The sequence below is a fragment of the Kribbella sp. NPDC051137 genome (assembly GCF_040682535.1).
Classification (GTDB): domain Bacteria; phylum Actinomycetota; class Actinomycetes; order Propionibacteriales; family Kribbellaceae; genus Kribbella; species Kribbella karoonensis.
Window position 1 is genome coordinate 64,686 of the sequence record NZ_JBFBBI010000002.1, and the last position, 17,292, is coordinate 81,977.

The following is a 17,292-nucleotide window of genomic DNA, read 5'->3' on the forward strand; positions in this document are numbered from 1 at the left end:
GTCAGCAGCGACGAATAGGGACGCTGTACGTCGTGTTGCTCGCAGTCGCGACGTAGTAGTCGGTGACCCAGCTCCCGTCGGTCAACCGATCCCAGACAGCGGTAGTGCCGACCTTGGAACCAGGCGCCTGACAAGTGACCCAGGCCAGGGAGCCGATCGGCAGGGTGCCCGGGTACGCCGTGTACGCCGTACCCGGGCCGTGCCGCCGCGACAGACCGTTCACCGTGGTCTGGAACGGGAAGGCACAGCCGGGAAGCGGAGCGCTGTACCCGGTCTTGTTCGGCGTACGCACGTAGTAGTCCGTGACGTAGGTACCTTCGACCAGCTTGTCCCACACTGTCGTCGTGCCGATCTTCGGTCCGAACGTCTGGCACACCAGGCGGAGCGAGGTGTTGGCGGGGATCGTCGAGCGGATCGGGTACGCCGTGGACGGCCCGCTGTAGGAGTAGACCGTCGTACGGACGGTGTACCTGTAGACGACACTGGCGACCGGTGCATCGAAGCGGTCGTTGTCGATGTTCAGCGTCACGCCGCCGTACGACTCGGCGTGGTCGCCCTTGTACTGCTTGCCGCGCTGCCCGACCGCCCAGAACGTGTTCGGGACACCGGCCCAGCCGGTCAGCGCGCTGTTGCCGTCCCAACGGGCGATCCACAGTGCGTCGGGGCGGGCGTACGACGTGGAGTTGTAAGCGGCGGCCAGGTCGAGTGCACCTGAGGACAGGTTGGCGTAGATGCCGGACACATACCGCTGAAGGTGCAGCTCCTTCGTCCACGCGGACAGGTAGTGCAGGACGGCGTTGCGGCAGACCGTGTTCGTCCGGTCGTAGTTCTCCATGTCGTTGTAGATCGCACCGCCCGGCAGCAGGCCCAGTGCCTTCGCCTTGGCCACTGCGTCGTCTGCTTCGCGTACGGCTTCACGGTTGGAGGAGGTGGTCGACATCTTGTACCTGCGGGTGCCGCACGGTGCCTGCAGCCCGAGGTAGATCGGCACCAGCCGCCAGCCCATCGCGGTCGCGCCGCTCACCCATGCGGGTGTCAGCTGCGGTTGCGCACACGTCCGGTTGACGCCGCCGACGTAGATCCCGATCGCCCTGTACGGCGACGCCTTCCACGCTGTCAGCTGGGCGAGCGTCGGCGCCGTGCAGGTGTCGAAGGCAAGCCCGGTGTAGCGCGTGGCCGTCGTACCGGCGTTGTACGTGATCGGCGTCGTCGGCTCGGCGTACGCCGGTGTGCCGAGCATCAGGACTGCGAGCGCCGCGATGAGAACTTTGATCTTGAACATGGCTTCCCCCGCTCCCAGTACACAGGAGGCGCTAGGTTGACCTCAAGAGCTGAGTGGAGGACAGAATGCCGGAGATCGTGGAGTTGGGGGAGCGGCCCTACGTTGCGCTGCGGGGCACGGTGCCGATGGACGGGATCGCGGCGTTCGCGGACCGGTTGCGGGAGGTGATCGACTGGCTGGCGGCCCGGGAGATCGCACCGAACGACGCGCCGTTCTTCAAGTACGACGTGGTCGACATGGAGCACGGGCTGACGATGGAGATCGGCTTCCCGGTCGACGACGTACACGCCGGGGAGGGCGAGATCGTCACCGGCGTACTCCCGGCCGGCCGGTACGCGACGGCCACCTATCACGGGCACCCGGACGGGCTGCGCGACGCGACGGGGGACCTGCTCGCGTGGGGCGAGCAGCAGGGCGTCACCTGGGACGTGGACGGTGACACCTGGGCCGCGCGCCTGGAGGTCTACCGCTCGGACCCGCGCGAGGTTCCGGACATGAACGACTGGGTCACCGACCTGCAGTTCAAGCTGAAGAGCTGAGTGCCGACCGTCCTCGCGGGCGTCAGCCGGCTCGATCCCGAGCGGATCCGGCACGTCGCCTCACCGCTGATCGAGCTCGGCTGTGCGCTGCATGTACTGGCGGAGCCCGCACATCACGGGCGGGCCGGCTGGGCAGCCTCGGTGCCGCTGCCGGACGATCTGCGCGGCGAGCTCGCTCAGTGGACCTGGACCGTGCGGGCGGTCCGGGCCCGCTTCTTCGCGACGTCAAGCGCCACCGGTATGCCGCTGTGGGACGACGAGCTGGCAGCGCTACGTGAACGTCCGCCCGAGGACGTGGCCGCGGAACTCGTCCGCCCGCTCCATGGACGCCCGTTGAGTTCGTCCGACAACAGCGCAGCGCTGCATTGGGCGCGTAGTAGGGGACGGTCGACCGGTGCACTGGTCGAGGGGCTGCTGACGGACCCTGCCGAGCCTGTACGTCGTTTTGTCGAGCTACTGGATGCCTGCTGGCGGGAGTGGTTCTGCAGCGTGTGGGACGAGTCACGAGACGCCCTGGCCGCGCGGGGCCGGCAGGACCGCGACCTGGCGGTACGGGACGGCGTCGGAGCGATGCTGCGTTCGCTGGACGCCTCGATCGACGTACGGGACGCGGACAGCGTCGTGGTCCAGAAGGTACAGAGCAAGCGCATCGACATCAGCAGTCGCTCGCTATTGCTTGTCCCGAGCAACTACATCGCGCCGCACCTGTTCATCGGCGAGATCCCCGGCGAACCGATCACCGTCATCTACCCGACCGGCGGACGCACGGCCGACGTACCGACGGCGCAGCAGATCCGGGCCCGGCTGGACGCGCTCGCGTCGCCCGATCGCCTGCAGGTGTGCCGGGCCGTGGCCAGCGAACCGCGCACGGCAGGGGAGATCGCCGCACTGTGGGGGCTGCACCCAACGCAGGTCACCCGTCACCTGCGGGCACTGACCAGAGCCGGTCTGGTCACGGCTGAACGCGAGGGCCGGTTTGTCGCGTACAGGTTGAACAACGACGCGATCACGGCGCTAGGCGCTGACCTGCTCACGTTGATCATGCGCTAGCAGATCCCGTAGCGCCCTGGCTGCCGCAAAGCCGGCTCGGTTGGCGCCGATGGTGCTGGCCGATGGGCCGTAGCCCACCAGGTGGATTCGTGGGTCGGCTGCAGTGGCAGTGCCGTTCATCCGGATGCCACCGGACGGCTCACGTAGATGCAGCGGGGACAGGTGCGCCAGCTCGGCACGGAAGCCCGTGGCCCAGAGGATCGTGTCCACGTGCTGCTTGCTGCCGTCAGCCCACTCCACACCGTCCGGTGTGATGCGCGAGAACATCGGCAGCCGCGTGTAGACGCCGCGGTCCCAGGCAGCCTGTTCCTGTTGCCGCAGGTGCAGTCCCGTCACGCTGACGACGCTACGAGGTGGTAGACCCGCACGGACACGCTCTTCGACCCGGGCCACGACCTGACGCCCGTACTCCGGTGTGAAGTCGACGCCGGTGCGCCACTCCGGAGGGCGTCGTGTCACCCACGTGGTGGTCGCGACCTCCGACACCTCCGCCAGCAGTTGTACCGCAGACGCTCCACCGCCGACGACGAGCACATGCTGCCCGTTGAGCTCGGCCGCTCCACGGTAGTCGGCGGTGTGCAGCTGCCGTCCGCGGAACGTCTCGATGCCCGGATACCACGGGATGAACGGCCGGTCCCAGGTACCGGTCGCATTCACCAGCGTGGCAGCGGAGTACTCGCCGGCAGACGTGTCCAGTGCGAACCCGCCGTCGATCTCCAGCACGCTCTCCACCGCCACCGGCCGTACGACGGGAAGCTCGAAGCGCCTCTCGTAGTCCGCGAAGTACGCCGGCACGAACGCGTTCGCCCGCTCCGCGCCGACACTCTCCGGTACCGGTACGCCGGGCAGGTTGGCGATCCCGTGGACGTCGTGCATCGTCAACGAGTCCCAGCGATGCTGCCACGCACCACCCGGCTCCGCGTTGCGGTCCAGCACGACGACCTCGTCGTACGGCGTGAACCCGAAGCGCACCAGGTGGTACGCAGCCGACAGCCCTGCCTGTCCCGCACCGATCACCGCTACTTCGAGCACATCAACGACAACGCGGTGCGGGTCCCACGTCTTCCCAGGCCTACTCGAACCGGCGCTGCCCCGACCTACCTCCGGCGACCGCTGCGATCAGCGTGACGAGCACCGCGGCACCTGCCGCGACCATGCCACCCGTCGTCAGCGTCCGGTCGGCGATGGGCAGCCCCAGCCGATTCAGCACGTTGTACTGCGAACCGGCCAGCCCTGCGAGTACGGCGACGATCGCTGTCACGACGACACCGAGCAGCCAGACGCCGAAGCCGTGCCGGGCGCCGTGGGCGCGGGCCAGCCGTCCTGCGACCGACCCGCCGTTGTAGTAGGCGATCGCGAGGATCAGCAACAGGACCGCACCGGAGACGATCCCGATGGTGCCGGCGCTGCCCTTGGCGTCGTTCCAGTTGAATGTCACCGCGTAGCCGACTGCTGTCGCGGCCGCACCGACGATCACGGTCAGTAGCCCGACCATCCCCAGAGCGACCAGCCAGCCGTAGAACGTCGCCCCACCGGTCGAAGCCCGGTGTGCGGGTTCTTCATGCTTTTCGTCCGCGTAGAGCTCGGACGGCCCGACGCGAGTGTCTTCCTGATACTGCTGCGTCATGTCAGCTTCTCCTTACCGGACAAGCCCCGTGTGACTACCAGGTACCCGGCGGGAAACCGACCATTACTCAGAGCAGTTCGTCGATGCGGTCGTGGTAACGACGACCGCTCTTGCCCCCGATGATCGCGGCGATCAGCGTCAGCACCAGCAGTGCTGCGGCCGCGGCAGCGCTGCCGAGCAGCAAGGTGTTGTCGGAGAGCGCGACGCTCGGCCGGTGCAGGTTGCCGAACACGTCGTACTGGTTGTCCAGGAACCACGTGAGACCGCCGGCAACGGCTCCGACGAGTACGGCGATCATCCACACGCCGAAGCCCTGCCGGCCGCCGTCGAAGCGCGCCAGGCGGCCCGCGACGTACCCGCCCGTGTAGAACGCCAAGGTCAGCATGAAGATCGTGACGGCGGCCGCGGTGATCGACGCCGCGCCGGGCTGGGCCTTCGCGTCGCTGGTCGTGTAGTCGAGGACCTGTGCGGTCCCGAACGCAGCGGCGGACACGGCGGCCAGCAACAGCACCGACATCGAGATGGTGATCAGCCAGCCGAAGAAGGCGGCGCCGAACTTGAACCCGCGGTAGGACAGCAGCTCCGGGTCGACCGCGGACTTCTCGGCAGAGGGTGGCGGCGTGCGCAGCGGCTGGTCCGCCGGGACCGTGATCGTGCTCATCGCCCGGCTGGCCGCGGCCCGTGCTTCCTCGTACCGCTGGGTGCTGTCACCGGCGGGCGCGGTGATCGTCGCGGTGTCACCGGGGTACTGCTGGCTCATGTCCGCTGGCTCCTCACTGGTCGGTTTCCCGGACGCCCCCTACCCGTCCGAATGCTTCCTGACACAGGCGGAGCACGGATTTAACCGACTCCTGGTGCGGTATCACTGACCGTTGCCGGGTATCGGCGCGGAGTGAAGACCACCGGCCCGGCCGGACGGGGCACGGTACGGGTTTGTGACGAGCCGATCAGCAGCAGGCATCGCATGTCAACCGTTTGAGTGTCCAGTTGGCCCAGAGTTGTCACAGTGATCGCCTCCGCCGGCCCGCCGACATCACGCCCGACCACCACCGGTGTATCGGCGGAACGGTGTTCCAGCAGCAGGTCGCGGGTAGCGGCCACCTGCCAGGTGCGGGACTTCGAAGCGGGGTTGTAGATCGCTATGGCCAGGTCTGCCTGTGCTGCTGCGGTCAGGCGTTGTGCGATGACGTCCCACGGCTTCAGCCGATCCGAGAGCGACAGCACGCAGTAGTCGTGCCCCAGCGGCGCTCCCACACGGCTCGCGACCGCCTGTGCCGCTGTCATGCCGGGCAGCACGCGTACGGCGATGTCGGCGTACTCCGGTTCCGCTGCCACCTCGGTGACCGCACTGGCCATCGCGAACACGCCAGGGTCGCCGGACGAGACGACAACGACCCGGGAGCCTTTGCGGGCCAGGTCCAGTGCGAACGCGGCCCGCTCCGACTCCACGCGGTTGTCGGAGCCATGTTTGCGCTGCCGGGCTCTGTCGGGCAGCCGGTCGACGTACGTCGTGTAGCCGATCACGTCGTCGGCACCCGCGATTGCCGCGCGTACCTCGGGCGTCATCCACTCCGGGCCGGCCGGGCCGAGGCCCACGACGGTGACGGAGCCTTCCGGAGCGGTTCTGGTGGCTGGGGGAGTGAAGGTGTTGTTGATGGGGCTCGGGAGGAGCGCCAAGGAGAAGTACGGCACGTCGTCCGGGTCGACCTCGCTGAGCGGGGCGGTCCGCTGGGCGTCGGTGGTGGCGCGTTCGACGTACCAGGCCTCGTCGGCGCGCCCGGCCAGCTCGAACGCCTCGCGGACGTTCTCGAACGTGCGGCCGAGCTTCATCACCGCCGCCGCATCCGTCGAGCGGAGGCGGTCGGCGAGGACGTCCGGCGGCAGGGTTCCGGGAAGAACGGTGAGGATCTCGTCGCGTTCGCAGAGCGGACGGCCGAGTACGGCGGCGGCCGCGCTGACCGAGGTCACGCCGGGGACCACCTCGCACGGGTAGCGGTCCGCGAGGCGCTTGTGCATGTGCATGTACGAGCCGTAGAAGAGCGGATCGCCCTCGGCGAGGACGACCACGTCACGGCCCGCGTCGAGGTGGGTCGCGAGGCGGGCGGCGCAGTCGGCGTAGAAGTCGTCCATCGCGCCCTGGTAGCCACCTGGGTGGTCCGTGGTCTCGGTGGTCAACGGGTAGACGAGGTGCTCCTCGAGCTGCCCTTCGGTCAGGTACGGCGCGGCGACCGACCGTGCGATGCTCCGCCCGTGCCGCGCGCTGTGGAACGCGATCACGTCCGCGGCGCCGATCAGTCGCGCCGCCTTCACGGTGACGAGCTCGGGGTCGCCCGGACCCAGCCCCACACCCCACAAACGCCCAGTCGTCACCGTCATCACTCAGCCTCGCTTGCGATCGCGTTGACAGCGGCCGCGGTGATCGCGCTGCCGCCCCTGCGCCCTCTGACCACCAGGTACTCGAGGCCGAACTCGTTCGCGGCCAGCGCCTCCTTGGACTCGGCCGCGCCGATGAACCCCACCGGAATCCCCAGTACCGCGGCCGGTCGCGGTCCGCCGGCCGCGATCACCTCCAGCAACCGGAACAGCGTCGTCGGAGCGTTGCCGATAGCAACAACCGCGCCGTCGAGGTGGTCGGTCCACAGGTCGACTGCGGCAGCGCTCCGGGTGGTCTGCAGTTGCTGCGCGAGCTCGACGGTCCGCGGGTCCTGCAGCGTGCAGATCACCTCGTTGTCCGCGGGCAGCCGGCGCCGGGTGATACCGGCTGCCGCCATCTGTGCGTCGCACAGCACCGGGGCACCGTTCTGCAGCGCGGCGCGGGCGTTCTTCACCACGTTCGGTGACCAGGCCAGGTCCGCGACCAGGTCGGTCATCCCGCACGCGTGGATCATCCGTACGGCGACCTGCGAGACGTCGGCCGGTAACCCGTCGAGCGCCGCCTCGGCCCGGATCGTCGCGAACGACCGCCGGTAGATCTCCGCGCCGTCCCGCTCGTACTCGTAACTCACAGCCGTTCCCCGTCCACCAGATATCCGTCACCGACAGCAACCACGTCCACGAACTCACCGGGCGGCTTCCCGCACCGGCGCTCACAGCCCGACCAGTGCACCCGCCGTCCACGGAGGTCCAGGTGCTTGGCGGCGTCCGTTCGCACGTCAGCCAGCGCCTTCGCGCAACCCGGGCGACCGGCACACGCCGTGACTCCCTCCCACGGGGAGTCCGGTGTGGTGACCAGCCCGACCTCTTCCAGCCCGCGTGTACCGGCCGGCACCACAAGGGAGCGCCAAGGTGTCACACGTACAGCTCCCAGCGCGGCGGCCTGCTCCTGTGTGAGGCTCCCGAGCGGCACCGTGACCACCAGAGCGGCCCCATGCACGCCAGCAACAACCCGTGTGCTCTCAAGAGCCGCTAGCTCACTGCCCTGCAGCCCAAGGCGTTCCAGGATCCGCTCAGCACCACCAGCAACCTCGGCGATGCGCCACTCCCGCTCACGCACCTGCAAGAACGACTCAGCCGCAGCAACCATCAGCTCCGGCACCGCGGCCCACTCGACCCGAACGCCGCGGTCGCCGATGCTCAGCAGTGCAGTTCGCTCGTCCAACGCCCGTACAGCCACATCCGCCCGCACGTCAGCCAGATCCCCACGCCCGTCATCCAGCGCAAACAGGAACCGGCCCGGGAGCTCGGCCAGCGCACGGCGGTCGCACAGCGCCTCGTCAAGCGCAGCCACCACTGGCATCACGTCGTACCGCGTCTCGCGGTCCAGACCGGACAGCGGCGACGCCATGATGTTCCGTACGCGTTCGTGGGCGATCGACGGCAGCAGACCGGCGGCATACAGCCGATCGGACAGCTCCCGTGGTCCATCCGCGTCCAGCCCGCGTAGCTGGACGTTGGCGCGCGAGGTGAGCTCCAGCCGCCCGTCACCAAGCTCAGCGGCAGCAAGACGCAGTACGGCGAGCTGCTGGGCGGTGAGGCATCCGCCGGGGAGCCGTACGCGCGCGAGACCGCCGTCAGCAGCCTGATGCACTGCCAGCACACCAGGGCACCGATCGCCTTCAGTCCTCGCCACAGGCGTGATGCTACGTGCCCGAAATCCGCTGTGTTCTGGACCACAGCAGGACTGCGACCGTCAGCACAGCGCAGCAACCACCAGCCACCATCACCACTGACACCGACCACGCGTCCACCACAAGACCGCCAACCAGGGCGCCCGTCGACAGCACTGCCTGGAACGAGGACGTGAACCACACAGTCGCCGCCTCCCGCGACTCGGGTGCAGCCCTCGCGAACATGGTCATCGAGCACACCGGTACACCGCCGTACCCGAGTCCCCACACCACGAGCAGCAGGAGTGCTCCCGCCGTACTGCGACCGAGTACCGGCATCAGCAGCGTCGACAATGCAATCAGCCCGGCGCAGGCGGTGAACGTGGCCGTGAGGTTGCGCGCCGAGTACGTGCCCGCGACAGCGTTGCCGACCAGACCTGCAGCGCCGTAGACGAGCAGGAACAGGCCGATGAGTTCGGGACGGATCACTTCCCGCAGGAACGGCGTGATGTACGTGTAGGTCGCGAAGTGCGCCGTGACGATCAAACAGGTGACGAGCAAGGCCCTGGGGCTGCTTCGGAGAGCCTTTGCGAGTACGGCGGCCCGGGTGACCTGCAGAGGCGGCAGCGGAGGGACCGTGGTCCGAAGCGCGATCAGTGCGAGCAGTGCGAGTACGCCCAGCGCGGCGAACGACGTACGCCAACCGGCCAGTTCGCCGAGGAACGTGCCCGCTGGTACGCCGAGGACCGAGCCGAGAGGTACCGCGGAGAAGATGACCGCGGTCGCTCTTGTCGACTGTGGTCCGGGTACCAGCCGGCCGGCGAGACCGGCGCCGATCGACCAGAAGGCGCCGAGAGTGAGGCCGACCAGGAACCTGGCGACCAGTTCGAGCCAGAACGCGGGCGCCGCGGCCGCGAGGAAGCCGGCGGCGGCCAGCAGGACCATGAGTGCGCAGAGCATCAGCCGCCGGTCCAGCCTGGCCGTGACGAGCGTGACGACCGGCGCGGAGACGGCTGCCACCAGCCCGGGCATCGTCATCAGCAGGCCGGTACGGCCCGGGGTGAGTTCGAACGAGGTGCCGATCGGCGTGAGCAGGCCGATCGGCAGGATCTCGGTGGTGGCGATCGCGAAGATCCCGAGCGTCACCGCGCCGACGCCGTACCACCGCACGGCCGGCGACCTGGTTGCCGTCTGGAGTGTCATGTCCTCCAGGCAACCGGCGCCGCCCGCCCCCGGCTCGCGGTTTCGCGACAGCTCGGTCCGGCGTGAGCAGGACGTCGTTTTCCCGCGACCGAGAATGATCCGGATCGGGATCATCTGCGGGCAGACGGTTCCGCGTTACCCTCGGAGGTATGGCGGAACTCCCGGAACGCACCGTGCCCACCGTGCCCGACCTCACCGGGTACCTCACGCACGCCGGCCACGTCCTGGAGACCCAGTTGTCCGCGGCGCTGGCCGAGATCGGGCTGACCCCGCGGATGCAGTGCGTCCTGCGGCACGCGCTGGAGGCGGAGCGGACCCAGATCCAGCTCGCCGAGCTGTCGTACCTGGACAAGACCACGATGGTCGGCACCGTCGACGCGCTCGAGAAGGCCGGGTACGCCGAGCGCAAGCCGTCGGCCACCGACCGGCGCGCGCGGATCATCGCGGTCACCGACGCCGGCGCCCGGATCGCCGCCGAGGGCCAGCAGATCGTCGACCGCGTCCACGCCGAGGCCCTGGCCGCCCTGGCCGCGCCGCAGCGGCAGCCGTTCGTGGACGCGATGACCACGCTCGTCGACGGCCCGCTGGCGACCCCGGTCACCGCCCAGCCGGTCCGCCGCTCCCGCCAACGCATCAGCTGATCCAGAACCGGCCTGCTCCGCGGTACAGCTACTGTTGTCGGCCGTGAGTAAGTCGAGAGACCCGGACCGGCTGGTGCTGTTCACGGACGCGGTCGTGGCGATTGCCATCACGCTGCTCGTCCTGCCGCTGGTCGACCTGGTCCCCGAGGTGAAGGACCACGGCGGCGACGCGGTCAGCGTGATCACCAAGCACCGGCAGGAGATCTTCACGTTCCTGCTGAGCTTCGTGGTGATCGCCAACTTCTGGCTCGGACACCACCGGATCTTCGAGCACGTGCGCGTCTACACCGCGGGCATCATGCGGCTGAACCTGCTCTGGCTGCTCACCATCGTCGTCCTGCCGTTCACGACCGAGATCGTCGGCGCGTTCGACAGCGACCGGTTCGTCGCCGGTGTGTACATCGGAACGATCCTCGTGCTCAGCATCTGCCAGTCCGCGCTCGCCTTGCTGGTCCACGGGCACAAGGAGCTCGAAACACCGGACAACCCGGTCAGCCGCCGGGAGCTCACCGGCTCCCTGGTGCTGACCGGGTTCACCCTGGTCGCGTTCCTGCTGGGGTCCCTTGTGCCGGGCATCAACTTCTACGCGATGTTGTTGCTGCTTCTACCGACGCCGGTGATGCGCGTCTGGCGCCTCAGGCACCCAGAGCAGCCCAGAACCGGCATTGGTGCTCAGAGCTGAGGTTGACCTGCCGGATGCCGGTTTGGTCGGTCGGAGCGAGTGAAACGCCGCTGACGGAGCTGCTGCCGGTCGGAGACCACTGCGGACGGCCAGGGCCGTTCGGGTCGCCTGTACGGGCGAACGCGGTCCAGTAGTCGATCATCTGGTCCGAGAGCTGCTGCTGCGGCGCTGACATCGGGAAGTCGTGGCCACCGAGCCGGAACAGATAGGGCAGCTCCATGGCGTGTGCAGCGCCCAGCCCTGGTGCTGCGATCGGCGAGTGCTTGTCTGCGAACTCGTACGCGTACACCGGCACCTTGCGCGCTGCCTGCCGGTCTGTCGCAACCTGTGTGCACGACCAGATCCTGTCCGTCGTCACAGCACCCCATGCGGCTGCGGGCGACCCGTAACGGGACTGCGGGTAGTGCTGCAGTACCTGTGCCGCCTTGGACCCGCCGACCATGTTCCTCACCAGCGCCGGGTAGTCCTTGATGTCACCGAACGCGGCCAGCCACCCGTTCGCCTCGTCGTGGTTGTTGCCCGAGATGATCGGCACCCGGTGGAACAGCCCCGCCCGCATGGCCTTCGCCGGGGAGAACGGCGCGACCGCGGTGCCGCCGTACCCGATCTGGGTGAAGGCGAGGGTGTCGTCGACGAGTACGTCGGCCTTGAGCGCGCGCAGGCATTCGATCGTCGTACAGGAAAGCTTCTTGCCGGCGGCCCATTCCTTGCCGTTCGCCTCGACCTGGCCGGCCGGGATCCAGGGGGAGTCCGCGGTCTGGCCCGGGTACTGGCTGTTCGCGGCCCAGTTGAACGCGCACGATCCGCTCTGCATGATCGCCTTCGCGAACAGGCCCGTCGACGTCGGCGACGTCAGCTGCGCGCAGACGCTCATCCCGCCGGCCGACTCGCCCGCGACCGTGACGTTGCGCGGGTCGCCGCCGAACGCGCCGGCGTTGCGCTGCACCCAGCGCAGCGCCGCCTGCTGGTCCTGCAGGCCGAACGTCCCGGAGCCCGGCAGGCCCGGATACCCGAAGAAGCCGAAGATGCCGAGCCGGTAGTTGACCGTGACAACGACCACGTCGCCGCGGGCCGCGAACTTCGACGCCTCGTAGCTGCTGCCTGCCCCGGAGAAGAACCCGCCGCCGGGCAGCCAGACGACCACCGCGCGCGGCGTCGCCGACGCCCGGGCCGGAGTGGTCACGTTCAGGTAGAGGCAGTCCTCGGCGGACGACCCCTTCGGCGCCTCGGAGTTCGCCTGCTGCGGGCACACGTCCCGAACCTCCGACGGCCGTACGCCGTTCCACGCGGCGGCCGGCTGCGGCGCCTTCCAGCGGAGCGCGCCGACCGGGGGAGCGGCGTACGGGATCCCGTCGTACACCAGGGAGTCCCCGACCGCCTTGCCTGCAACGAATCCTTTGTCTGTTCGTACGGCTTGTGAGGCCTCGCCGGGGCCCGCGAAGGCCATCAGCAGACCGCCCGCCGCCACCATCGTCGCCAAGATTCTCTTCATACCCAGCAGCCTCTGCCGGAGAGTCCTTCGACGACTTCGTTCGGGAGTCCAGACCTACTAAGACTTTGGTCTACGAAGCAGATACGTATCCATGATCCAGCCCTTGCGCTCCCGCGCCTCCGCGCGCACCTTCTCGATCTGCGCGGCCACCTCCCGCACCGGACCCGAGACCAACAGCTCGTCCGGCGTCCCCAGGTACGCACCCCAGTAGATCACCGCGTCCTGATCCAGATGCTCCGTGAACGCGGTCTGCGCGTCCAGCATCACCACGACGTCGTCGACCCCGTCCGGCCACCCGGTCGCCAGGCGTCGCCCGGTGGTGATCTGGATCGGCCGCCCCACCTGGTTCAGCCCGACCCGGTGCCGCGCCGCCAGCGTCGACACGCTGCTGATCCCCGGGATCACCTCGACCTCGAACGCCAGCTCGCCCCGCGCCTGGATGTCGTCCAGGATCGCCAGCGTGCTGTCGTACAACGACGGATCGCCCCACACCAGGAACGCGCCGACCTGGTCCTCGCCGAGCTCGGTCGCGATCATCCCCGCGATCACGTCCGCCCGGCGCCGCCGCCAGTCGTCCACGGCCTCGACGTACGCCGATGTCGTCCGGTCCCGCTCCGGGTCCTGCCCGACGACGACGCGGTACTCCTTCGCCGTCGCGTACCGCCGCAGGATCTCGGCGCGCAGGTCGACCAGCTCCTGCTTGACCTCGCCCTTGTCGAGCACGAAGAACACGTCGGCCCGGTTCAGCGCCGACACGCCCTGCATCGTCACCTGCTCCGGATCGCCCGCACCGACCCCGATGACCAGAATCTCCCGCATGCCGGGCAGCCTAACTACTCGCGCCACTCCCGCTCGAAGGGGAGGCGCCAGGCGCGTGGAGCGATCAGTTGGTGGATCGCGTTCGGGCCCCAGGTGCCGGGCTGGTAGGGCTTCGCGGGCGGCGGGTCCTCCAGCAGCGGTGCCGAGCGGTCCCACAACGATTCGATGCCTTCGGCCGTGGTGAACAGCGTGTGGTCACCGCGCATCGCGTCCAGGATCAGCCGCTCGTACGCCTCCAGTACGTCGGCCGCGCCCGCGGTCTCCTGGGTGGAGAACTGCATCGACAGCTTCTCCAGCCGCATGCCGGGGCCGGGGCGCTTGCCGTAGAAGGACAGCGAGACCCGCGAGGAGTCGGCGAGGTCGAAGGTCAGGTGGTCCGGGCCCTCGGAGCCGACACCGGAGCCGGCGGGGAACATCGTCTTCGGCGCCTCCTTGAACGCGATCGAGATGATCCGCTGGCCCTCGGCCATCTTCTTGCCGGTGCGCAGGAAGAACGGCACCCCGGCCCAGCGCCAGTTGTCGATCTCGACCTTCAGCGCGATGAACGTCTCGGTGTCGGAGTCCGGCGCGACGCCCTCCTCGTGCCGGTACCCGGAGTACTGCCCGCGGACCACGCAGGCCGGATCGAGCGGCAGCATCGACCGGAAGACCTTGTTCTTCTCCTCCGAGATCGCCCGCGGCTCCAGGGCGGTCGGCGGCTCCATCGCGACGAACGACATCACCTGCATCAGGTGCGTGACGACCATGTCCTTGAACGCGCCGGTCGGCTCGTAGAACGTGGCGCGCTGGTCGAGGCCGAGCGACTCCGGGATGTCGATCTGCACGTGGTCGATGAAGTTCCGGTTCCAGATCGGCTCGAACAGGCCGTTCGCGAACCGGAACGCGAGGATGTTCAGCGCCGCTTCCTTGCCGAGGAAGTGGTCGATCCGGAAGATCTGCGACTCGTCGAAGGTCTCGTGGACGAAGTCGTTCAGCTCGATCGCGGAGGCCAGGTCGTCACCGAACGGCTTCTCCATCACCACCCGGGCACGCTCCACCAGTCCGGCGTCGCGGAGCATCGCGATCACCGCCTGGGCCGCCTTCGGGGGCACCGACAGGTAGTGCAGCCGCCGGGTGTCCGGGCCGAGCAGCTCCTCGGCCTTCTTGACCGCGGACGCGAGTGCCTCCGGGCCCGCGGTCACCGGCACGTACTCGAGCCGCTCGGCGAACTGCGCCCACTGCTCGTCGTTCAGCTTGTGGGTGCCGAACTTCTCCACCGCCTGCCGGGCCCGGTCCCGGAACTCGTCGCAGCTCAGGTCCTCGGTCGCGGTCCCGATGATCCGCACGTCCGGCGCGAACTTCGACTGCTGCAGGTACGCCAGCCCGGGCAGCAGCTTGCGCTTGGCCAGGTCGCCGGTCGCGCCGAACAGCACGATCACATGCGGGGCCAGCGGCTCCGGATCCCGCCGCGACGGGCGCGACCCGGGCGCCGGGTACGCGATGGTCTGGGTACGGTCTGGCATTTTCGGTCCTCCCGAGGACATCACCGGAGCCCTCAGTCTAGGTGCCCGCGGGCAACGGGAGGTGAACCGTCAGCGGATGATGTTCGTCGCCATCATCCGCGGCCGGTCGAGGCAGTTCGGCGCCGCCGCGTGGAACGTGTCGCAGTGCATGAAGTACACGTCCCCGGCCCGTCCGGTCAGTTCGACGACCTTCAGCGGTACGCCGTCCACCACGGCGCCGTCGGTCATGAACCGCCGTACCCTGTCGTCCTCGGCCGGCCTGTCACGCACCCACAGGTCCCGCAGCCACGGATCGACCGTTGCGAGGGTCTGCCGGAGAGCCTTCGGATGCGGGCCGTCACCGGCGGGGTCGGCGTACTTCTCGACCAGACGGTGCGAGCCCGTCAGGACGACCGTCGCGCCGCCGCCCGGCAGGATGTCGTTCAGCAGCAGGAAGAACTGCACGGCCCGCAGCCCGGGCCGGGTGGCGTCGTACGGCACGAAATCGTTGTGCCAGACACCGAACGGCACGTCCCACCTGGTCTGCTCGAGCTGAGGAAACGTGACCAGCAGGATGCCCCACTTCGCCGGTGTGGTCCATTCACCCAGCAGGCCGTCCAGTGCGGCGCGCATCGCCGGACTGCCGATCCGCTCGAACTCCCGGCGCCCGCCGACGGTGCGCAGCCCGGACAGCCGGGTGTCGACCTGCCAGGTGCCCGGGTCGTCGCGTTCCATCGCGTGTTCGGCGCGCACGTGCTCCCAGATCCGGTCGCACATCGCATCGACGTCCGGCGCCGGGACCGCGCCTTCGACCCGCAGCAGGCCGGTGCGCTCGAAGTCGGCTCGCTGGGTGTCCGTCAGCATGCGCCGAACGTAGCCCGGCGGATGCCCGCGCGCGACCGGTTTACGCGTCGAAGCGTGGGGTGGTCCTGAGCAGGTCCGACAGGTCGGCGCCGGTCGGGATCTCCTCGGGTACGGCGTCGCGGCGGAACAGCCGGGCGCCCGCCGGGAGACCGCCGAGCGTCAGCGTTCCGGAGTGCAGTCGCAGCCAGGTGCCTTCCCGGATCCCCAGCACCGGTACGTCGTTCTCCTCGAGGAACTCGCTGATCCGCGTCTCCCGGGTCTCGCCCTGGTGCGTCGACGTGGGGTCCGGGTCGAGGTAGTGCGGGTTGAGCTGGAACGGCACCAGGCCGAGCGTCTCGAACGACGGCGGCTGCACGATCGGCATGTCGTTGGTGGTCCGCAGCGACGGCCCCGCGAGGTTCGTCCCGGCACTCGACCCGATGTACGGCGCACCAGCGCGGACCCGGTCCCGGATCACCTCCAGGTCGCCGCGCTCGTGCAGCGTCTTGACCAGCCGGAAGGTGTTCCCGCCGCCGACGAAGATCGCCTCCGCCGCCGCCAGCGGCGTGGTGTGGGCGCCGAGGACGGACACCCCGAGCGGCTTCAGCGCAGCCCGGATCTTGTCTGTGTACCCGTCGTGGTCGGCCAGCGCGTACGGCACGAACACGACCTCGCCGGCACCGCGCAGTAGCTCGCGCAAGGCGTCGAGCGCGTGGTCGAGGAACGGGCGGCCGTGGGTGGCGGAGTTCGAGAGCAGCAGCAGTTCCACAGGTGATCCTTCAACGTCGGCGGGCGGGCGTACGGTGCGCGAGCAGGTTGCTCAGTTCTTCGGTTGCCTCCAGCAACCGTGGGACGTGGTCCCGGATGTCGCCGGGCTGTTCCTCGGACTTGCCCTCGACCACGGTCAGCGAGCCGATCGGGCGGCGGCCGAGCCGGACCGGCGCCGCGATCGCCCGGGTGGCGGCGTCGTACTCGCCGTCGGAGAACGCCCAGCCGGTCTGGACGGTGTCCTCGAAGACCCGTTCCAGTGCGGCCTCGTCGACCTCGGTCAGGTCGGTGAACCGGGCGAACGGCCGCCCGGACAGCAGGGCGCGGCGTTCGTTGCGGTCGAGGAACGCGAAGTACGCGCGGGAGGTCGCGCCGGCGTGCGCTGGGTAGAGGTCGCCGACCAGCGGGTGACTGCGCAGCGGACCGCCGCCGCCGTCGACCGCCGCGATGCACCGCACGTGGAAACCGTCCGGGATCGTGAACGTCGCGGTCCGCTCGGTGTCCTGGGCGAGCCGCGCGAGGACGCCGTCGGCCAGCGCGGCGAGCCCGCCGGTGCGCTCCCAGAGCGCGGCCATCCGCCACATCGTCGGCCCGAGGCTGTACCGCCGGCTGATCGGGTCCGGCCGCAGGAACCCGCGGAACGCCAGCGCCGCGAGCAGCCGCTGCGCCGACGACTTGTCGATCCCGAGCTCGTCGGCGAGCTCCATCACACCCCAGTCCCGGCGCTGCTCGGTGAACGAGATCAGGACCTGCAGCGCCCGGTCCACGGTCTGCAGCGGCGATTGCTCCACGCCCAGAACGGTAGCGCACAGACCCGAT

Annotated in this window: 18 protein-coding genes; 4 read left to right on the forward strand and 14 right to left on the reverse strand. The window is 69.2% G+C overall.

From position 1 onward, the window contains the following. Position 1: 1 nt before the first annotated feature. A complete protein-coding gene (locus tag AB0M51_RS07775; protein WP_363748582.1) occupies positions 2 to 1,282 on the reverse strand; it encodes a glycoside hydrolase domain-containing protein in 1,281 nt (426 codons plus the stop codon). A gap of 65 nt (positions 1,283 to 1,347) precedes the next feature. Here AB0M51_RS07775 and AB0M51_RS07780 point away from each other — a divergent pair, with 65 nt between their 5' ends. Next, positions 1,348 to 1,821 carry a GyrI-like domain-containing protein gene (locus AB0M51_RS07780; RefSeq protein ID WP_344201974.1) on the forward strand — a complete coding sequence of 158 codons (474 nt, stop codon included), beginning with the start codon at positions 1,348 to 1,350 and terminating at the stop codon, positions 1,819 to 1,821. After that, on the forward strand, positions 1,822 to 2,871 hold the full coding sequence (locus AB0M51_RS07785) for a DUF5937 family protein (RefSeq protein WP_344201971.1): 1,050 nt from the start codon (positions 1,822 to 1,824) through the stop codon (positions 2,869 to 2,871). On the opposite strand, the gene AB0M51_RS07790 is transcribed toward AB0M51_RS07785, so the two are convergent. The 7 genes from AB0M51_RS07790 to AB0M51_RS07820 form a co-directional block, all read right to left on the reverse strand. Continuing rightward, positions 2,836 to 3,903 (reverse strand): FAD-dependent oxidoreductase, encoded by a 1,068-nt coding sequence (locus tag AB0M51_RS07790; protein ID WP_363748585.1) that lies wholly within the window; start codon positions 3,901 to 3,903, stop codon positions 2,836 to 2,838. The two genes, AB0M51_RS07785 and AB0M51_RS07790, sit on opposite strands and share 36 nt — an antisense overlap. A gap of 40 nt (positions 3,904 to 3,943) precedes the next feature. Beyond that, a complete protein-coding gene (locus AB0M51_RS07795) occupies positions 3,944 to 4,498 on the reverse strand; it encodes a hypothetical protein (protein ID WP_344201966.1) in 555 nt (184 codons plus the stop codon). Between the two features lie 67 nt (positions 4,499 to 4,565). Then, positions 4,566 to 5,258: a hypothetical protein gene (locus AB0M51_RS07800; RefSeq protein WP_344201963.1), complete on the reverse strand. Its 693-nt coding sequence runs from the start codon at positions 5,256 to 5,258 to the stop codon at positions 4,566 to 4,568. Positions 5,259 to 5,338: 80 nt separating this feature from the next. Then, positions 5,339 to 6,874 (reverse strand): precorrin-2 C(20)-methyltransferase, encoded by a 1,536-nt coding sequence (locus tag AB0M51_RS07805; RefSeq protein WP_344201960.1) that lies wholly within the window; start codon positions 6,872 to 6,874, stop codon positions 5,339 to 5,341. Next, positions 6,874 to 7,503, reverse strand: a complete 630-nt coding sequence (locus AB0M51_RS07810) for a precorrin-8X methylmutase (RefSeq protein WP_344201957.1) — start codon at positions 7,501 to 7,503, stop codon at positions 6,874 to 6,876. The genes AB0M51_RS07805 and AB0M51_RS07810 overlap by 1 nt, the downstream gene beginning before the upstream one ends. Continuing rightward, positions 7,500 to 8,534: a precorrin-3B synthase gene (locus tag AB0M51_RS07815; RefSeq protein ID WP_344201954.1), complete on the reverse strand. Its 1,035-nt coding sequence runs from the start codon at positions 8,532 to 8,534 to the stop codon at positions 7,500 to 7,502. Before AB0M51_RS07815 ends, AB0M51_RS07810 begins: the two co-directional genes overlap by 4 nt. 43 nt (positions 8,535 to 8,577) lie before the next feature. Next, positions 8,578 to 9,747, reverse strand: a complete 1,170-nt coding sequence (locus tag AB0M51_RS07820; RefSeq protein WP_344201952.1) for an MFS transporter — start codon at positions 9,745 to 9,747, stop codon at positions 8,578 to 8,580. Between the two features lie 149 nt (positions 9,748 to 9,896). On the opposite strand from AB0M51_RS07820, the gene AB0M51_RS07825 reads away from it, so the two are divergent. Together AB0M51_RS07825 and AB0M51_RS07830 are read left to right on the forward strand one after the other, a co-directional pair. Beyond that, the gene (locus AB0M51_RS07825; RefSeq protein ID WP_344201949.1) at positions 9,897 to 10,388 is read left to right on the forward strand and encodes a MarR family winged helix-turn-helix transcriptional regulator; all 492 of its coding nucleotides are present in this window, start codon (positions 9,897 to 9,899) and stop codon (positions 10,386 to 10,388) included. Between the two features lie 43 nt (positions 10,389 to 10,431). Beyond that, the gene (locus AB0M51_RS07830; RefSeq protein ID WP_344201947.1) at positions 10,432 to 11,070 is read left to right on the forward strand and encodes a TMEM175 family protein; all 639 of its coding nucleotides are present in this window, start codon (positions 10,432 to 10,434) and stop codon (positions 11,068 to 11,070) included. On the opposite strand, the gene AB0M51_RS07835 is transcribed toward AB0M51_RS07830, so the two are convergent. The 6 genes from AB0M51_RS07835 to AB0M51_RS07860 form a co-directional block, all read right to left on the reverse strand. Further along, positions 11,024 to 12,562, reverse strand: coding sequence for a carboxylesterase family protein (locus AB0M51_RS07835; protein ID WP_344201945.1), 1,539 nt, complete (start codon positions 12,560 to 12,562; stop codon positions 11,024 to 11,026). The genes AB0M51_RS07830 and AB0M51_RS07835 overlap by 47 nt on opposite strands. Positions 12,563 to 12,619: 57 nt before the next feature. After that, on the reverse strand, positions 12,620 to 13,381 hold the full coding sequence (cobF, locus tag AB0M51_RS07840; protein ID WP_344201942.1) for a precorrin-6A synthase (deacetylating): 762 nt from the start codon (positions 13,379 to 13,381) through the stop codon (positions 12,620 to 12,622). Positions 13,382 to 13,395: 14 nt separating this feature from the next. After that, a complete protein-coding gene (gene zwf, locus AB0M51_RS07845; RefSeq protein ID WP_344201940.1) occupies positions 13,396 to 14,883 on the reverse strand; it encodes a glucose-6-phosphate dehydrogenase in 1,488 nt (495 codons plus the stop codon). A 69-nt stretch (positions 14,884 to 14,952) separates the two neighbouring features. Beyond that, on the reverse strand, positions 14,953 to 15,726 hold the full coding sequence (locus AB0M51_RS07850; protein WP_344201938.1) for a phytanoyl-CoA dioxygenase family protein: 774 nt from the start codon (positions 15,724 to 15,726) through the stop codon (positions 14,953 to 14,955). Between the two features lie 40 nt (positions 15,727 to 15,766). Continuing rightward, positions 15,767 to 16,474, reverse strand: coding sequence for a dipeptidase PepE (pepE, locus tag AB0M51_RS07855; RefSeq protein ID WP_344201935.1), 708 nt, complete (start codon positions 16,472 to 16,474; stop codon positions 15,767 to 15,769). A gap of 10 nt (positions 16,475 to 16,484) precedes the next feature. Then, positions 16,485 to 17,264: an IclR family transcriptional regulator gene (locus tag AB0M51_RS07860; protein ID WP_344201932.1), complete on the reverse strand. Its 780-nt coding sequence runs from the start codon at positions 17,262 to 17,264 to the stop codon at positions 16,485 to 16,487. Positions 17,265 to 17,292 lie beyond the last annotated feature (28 nt).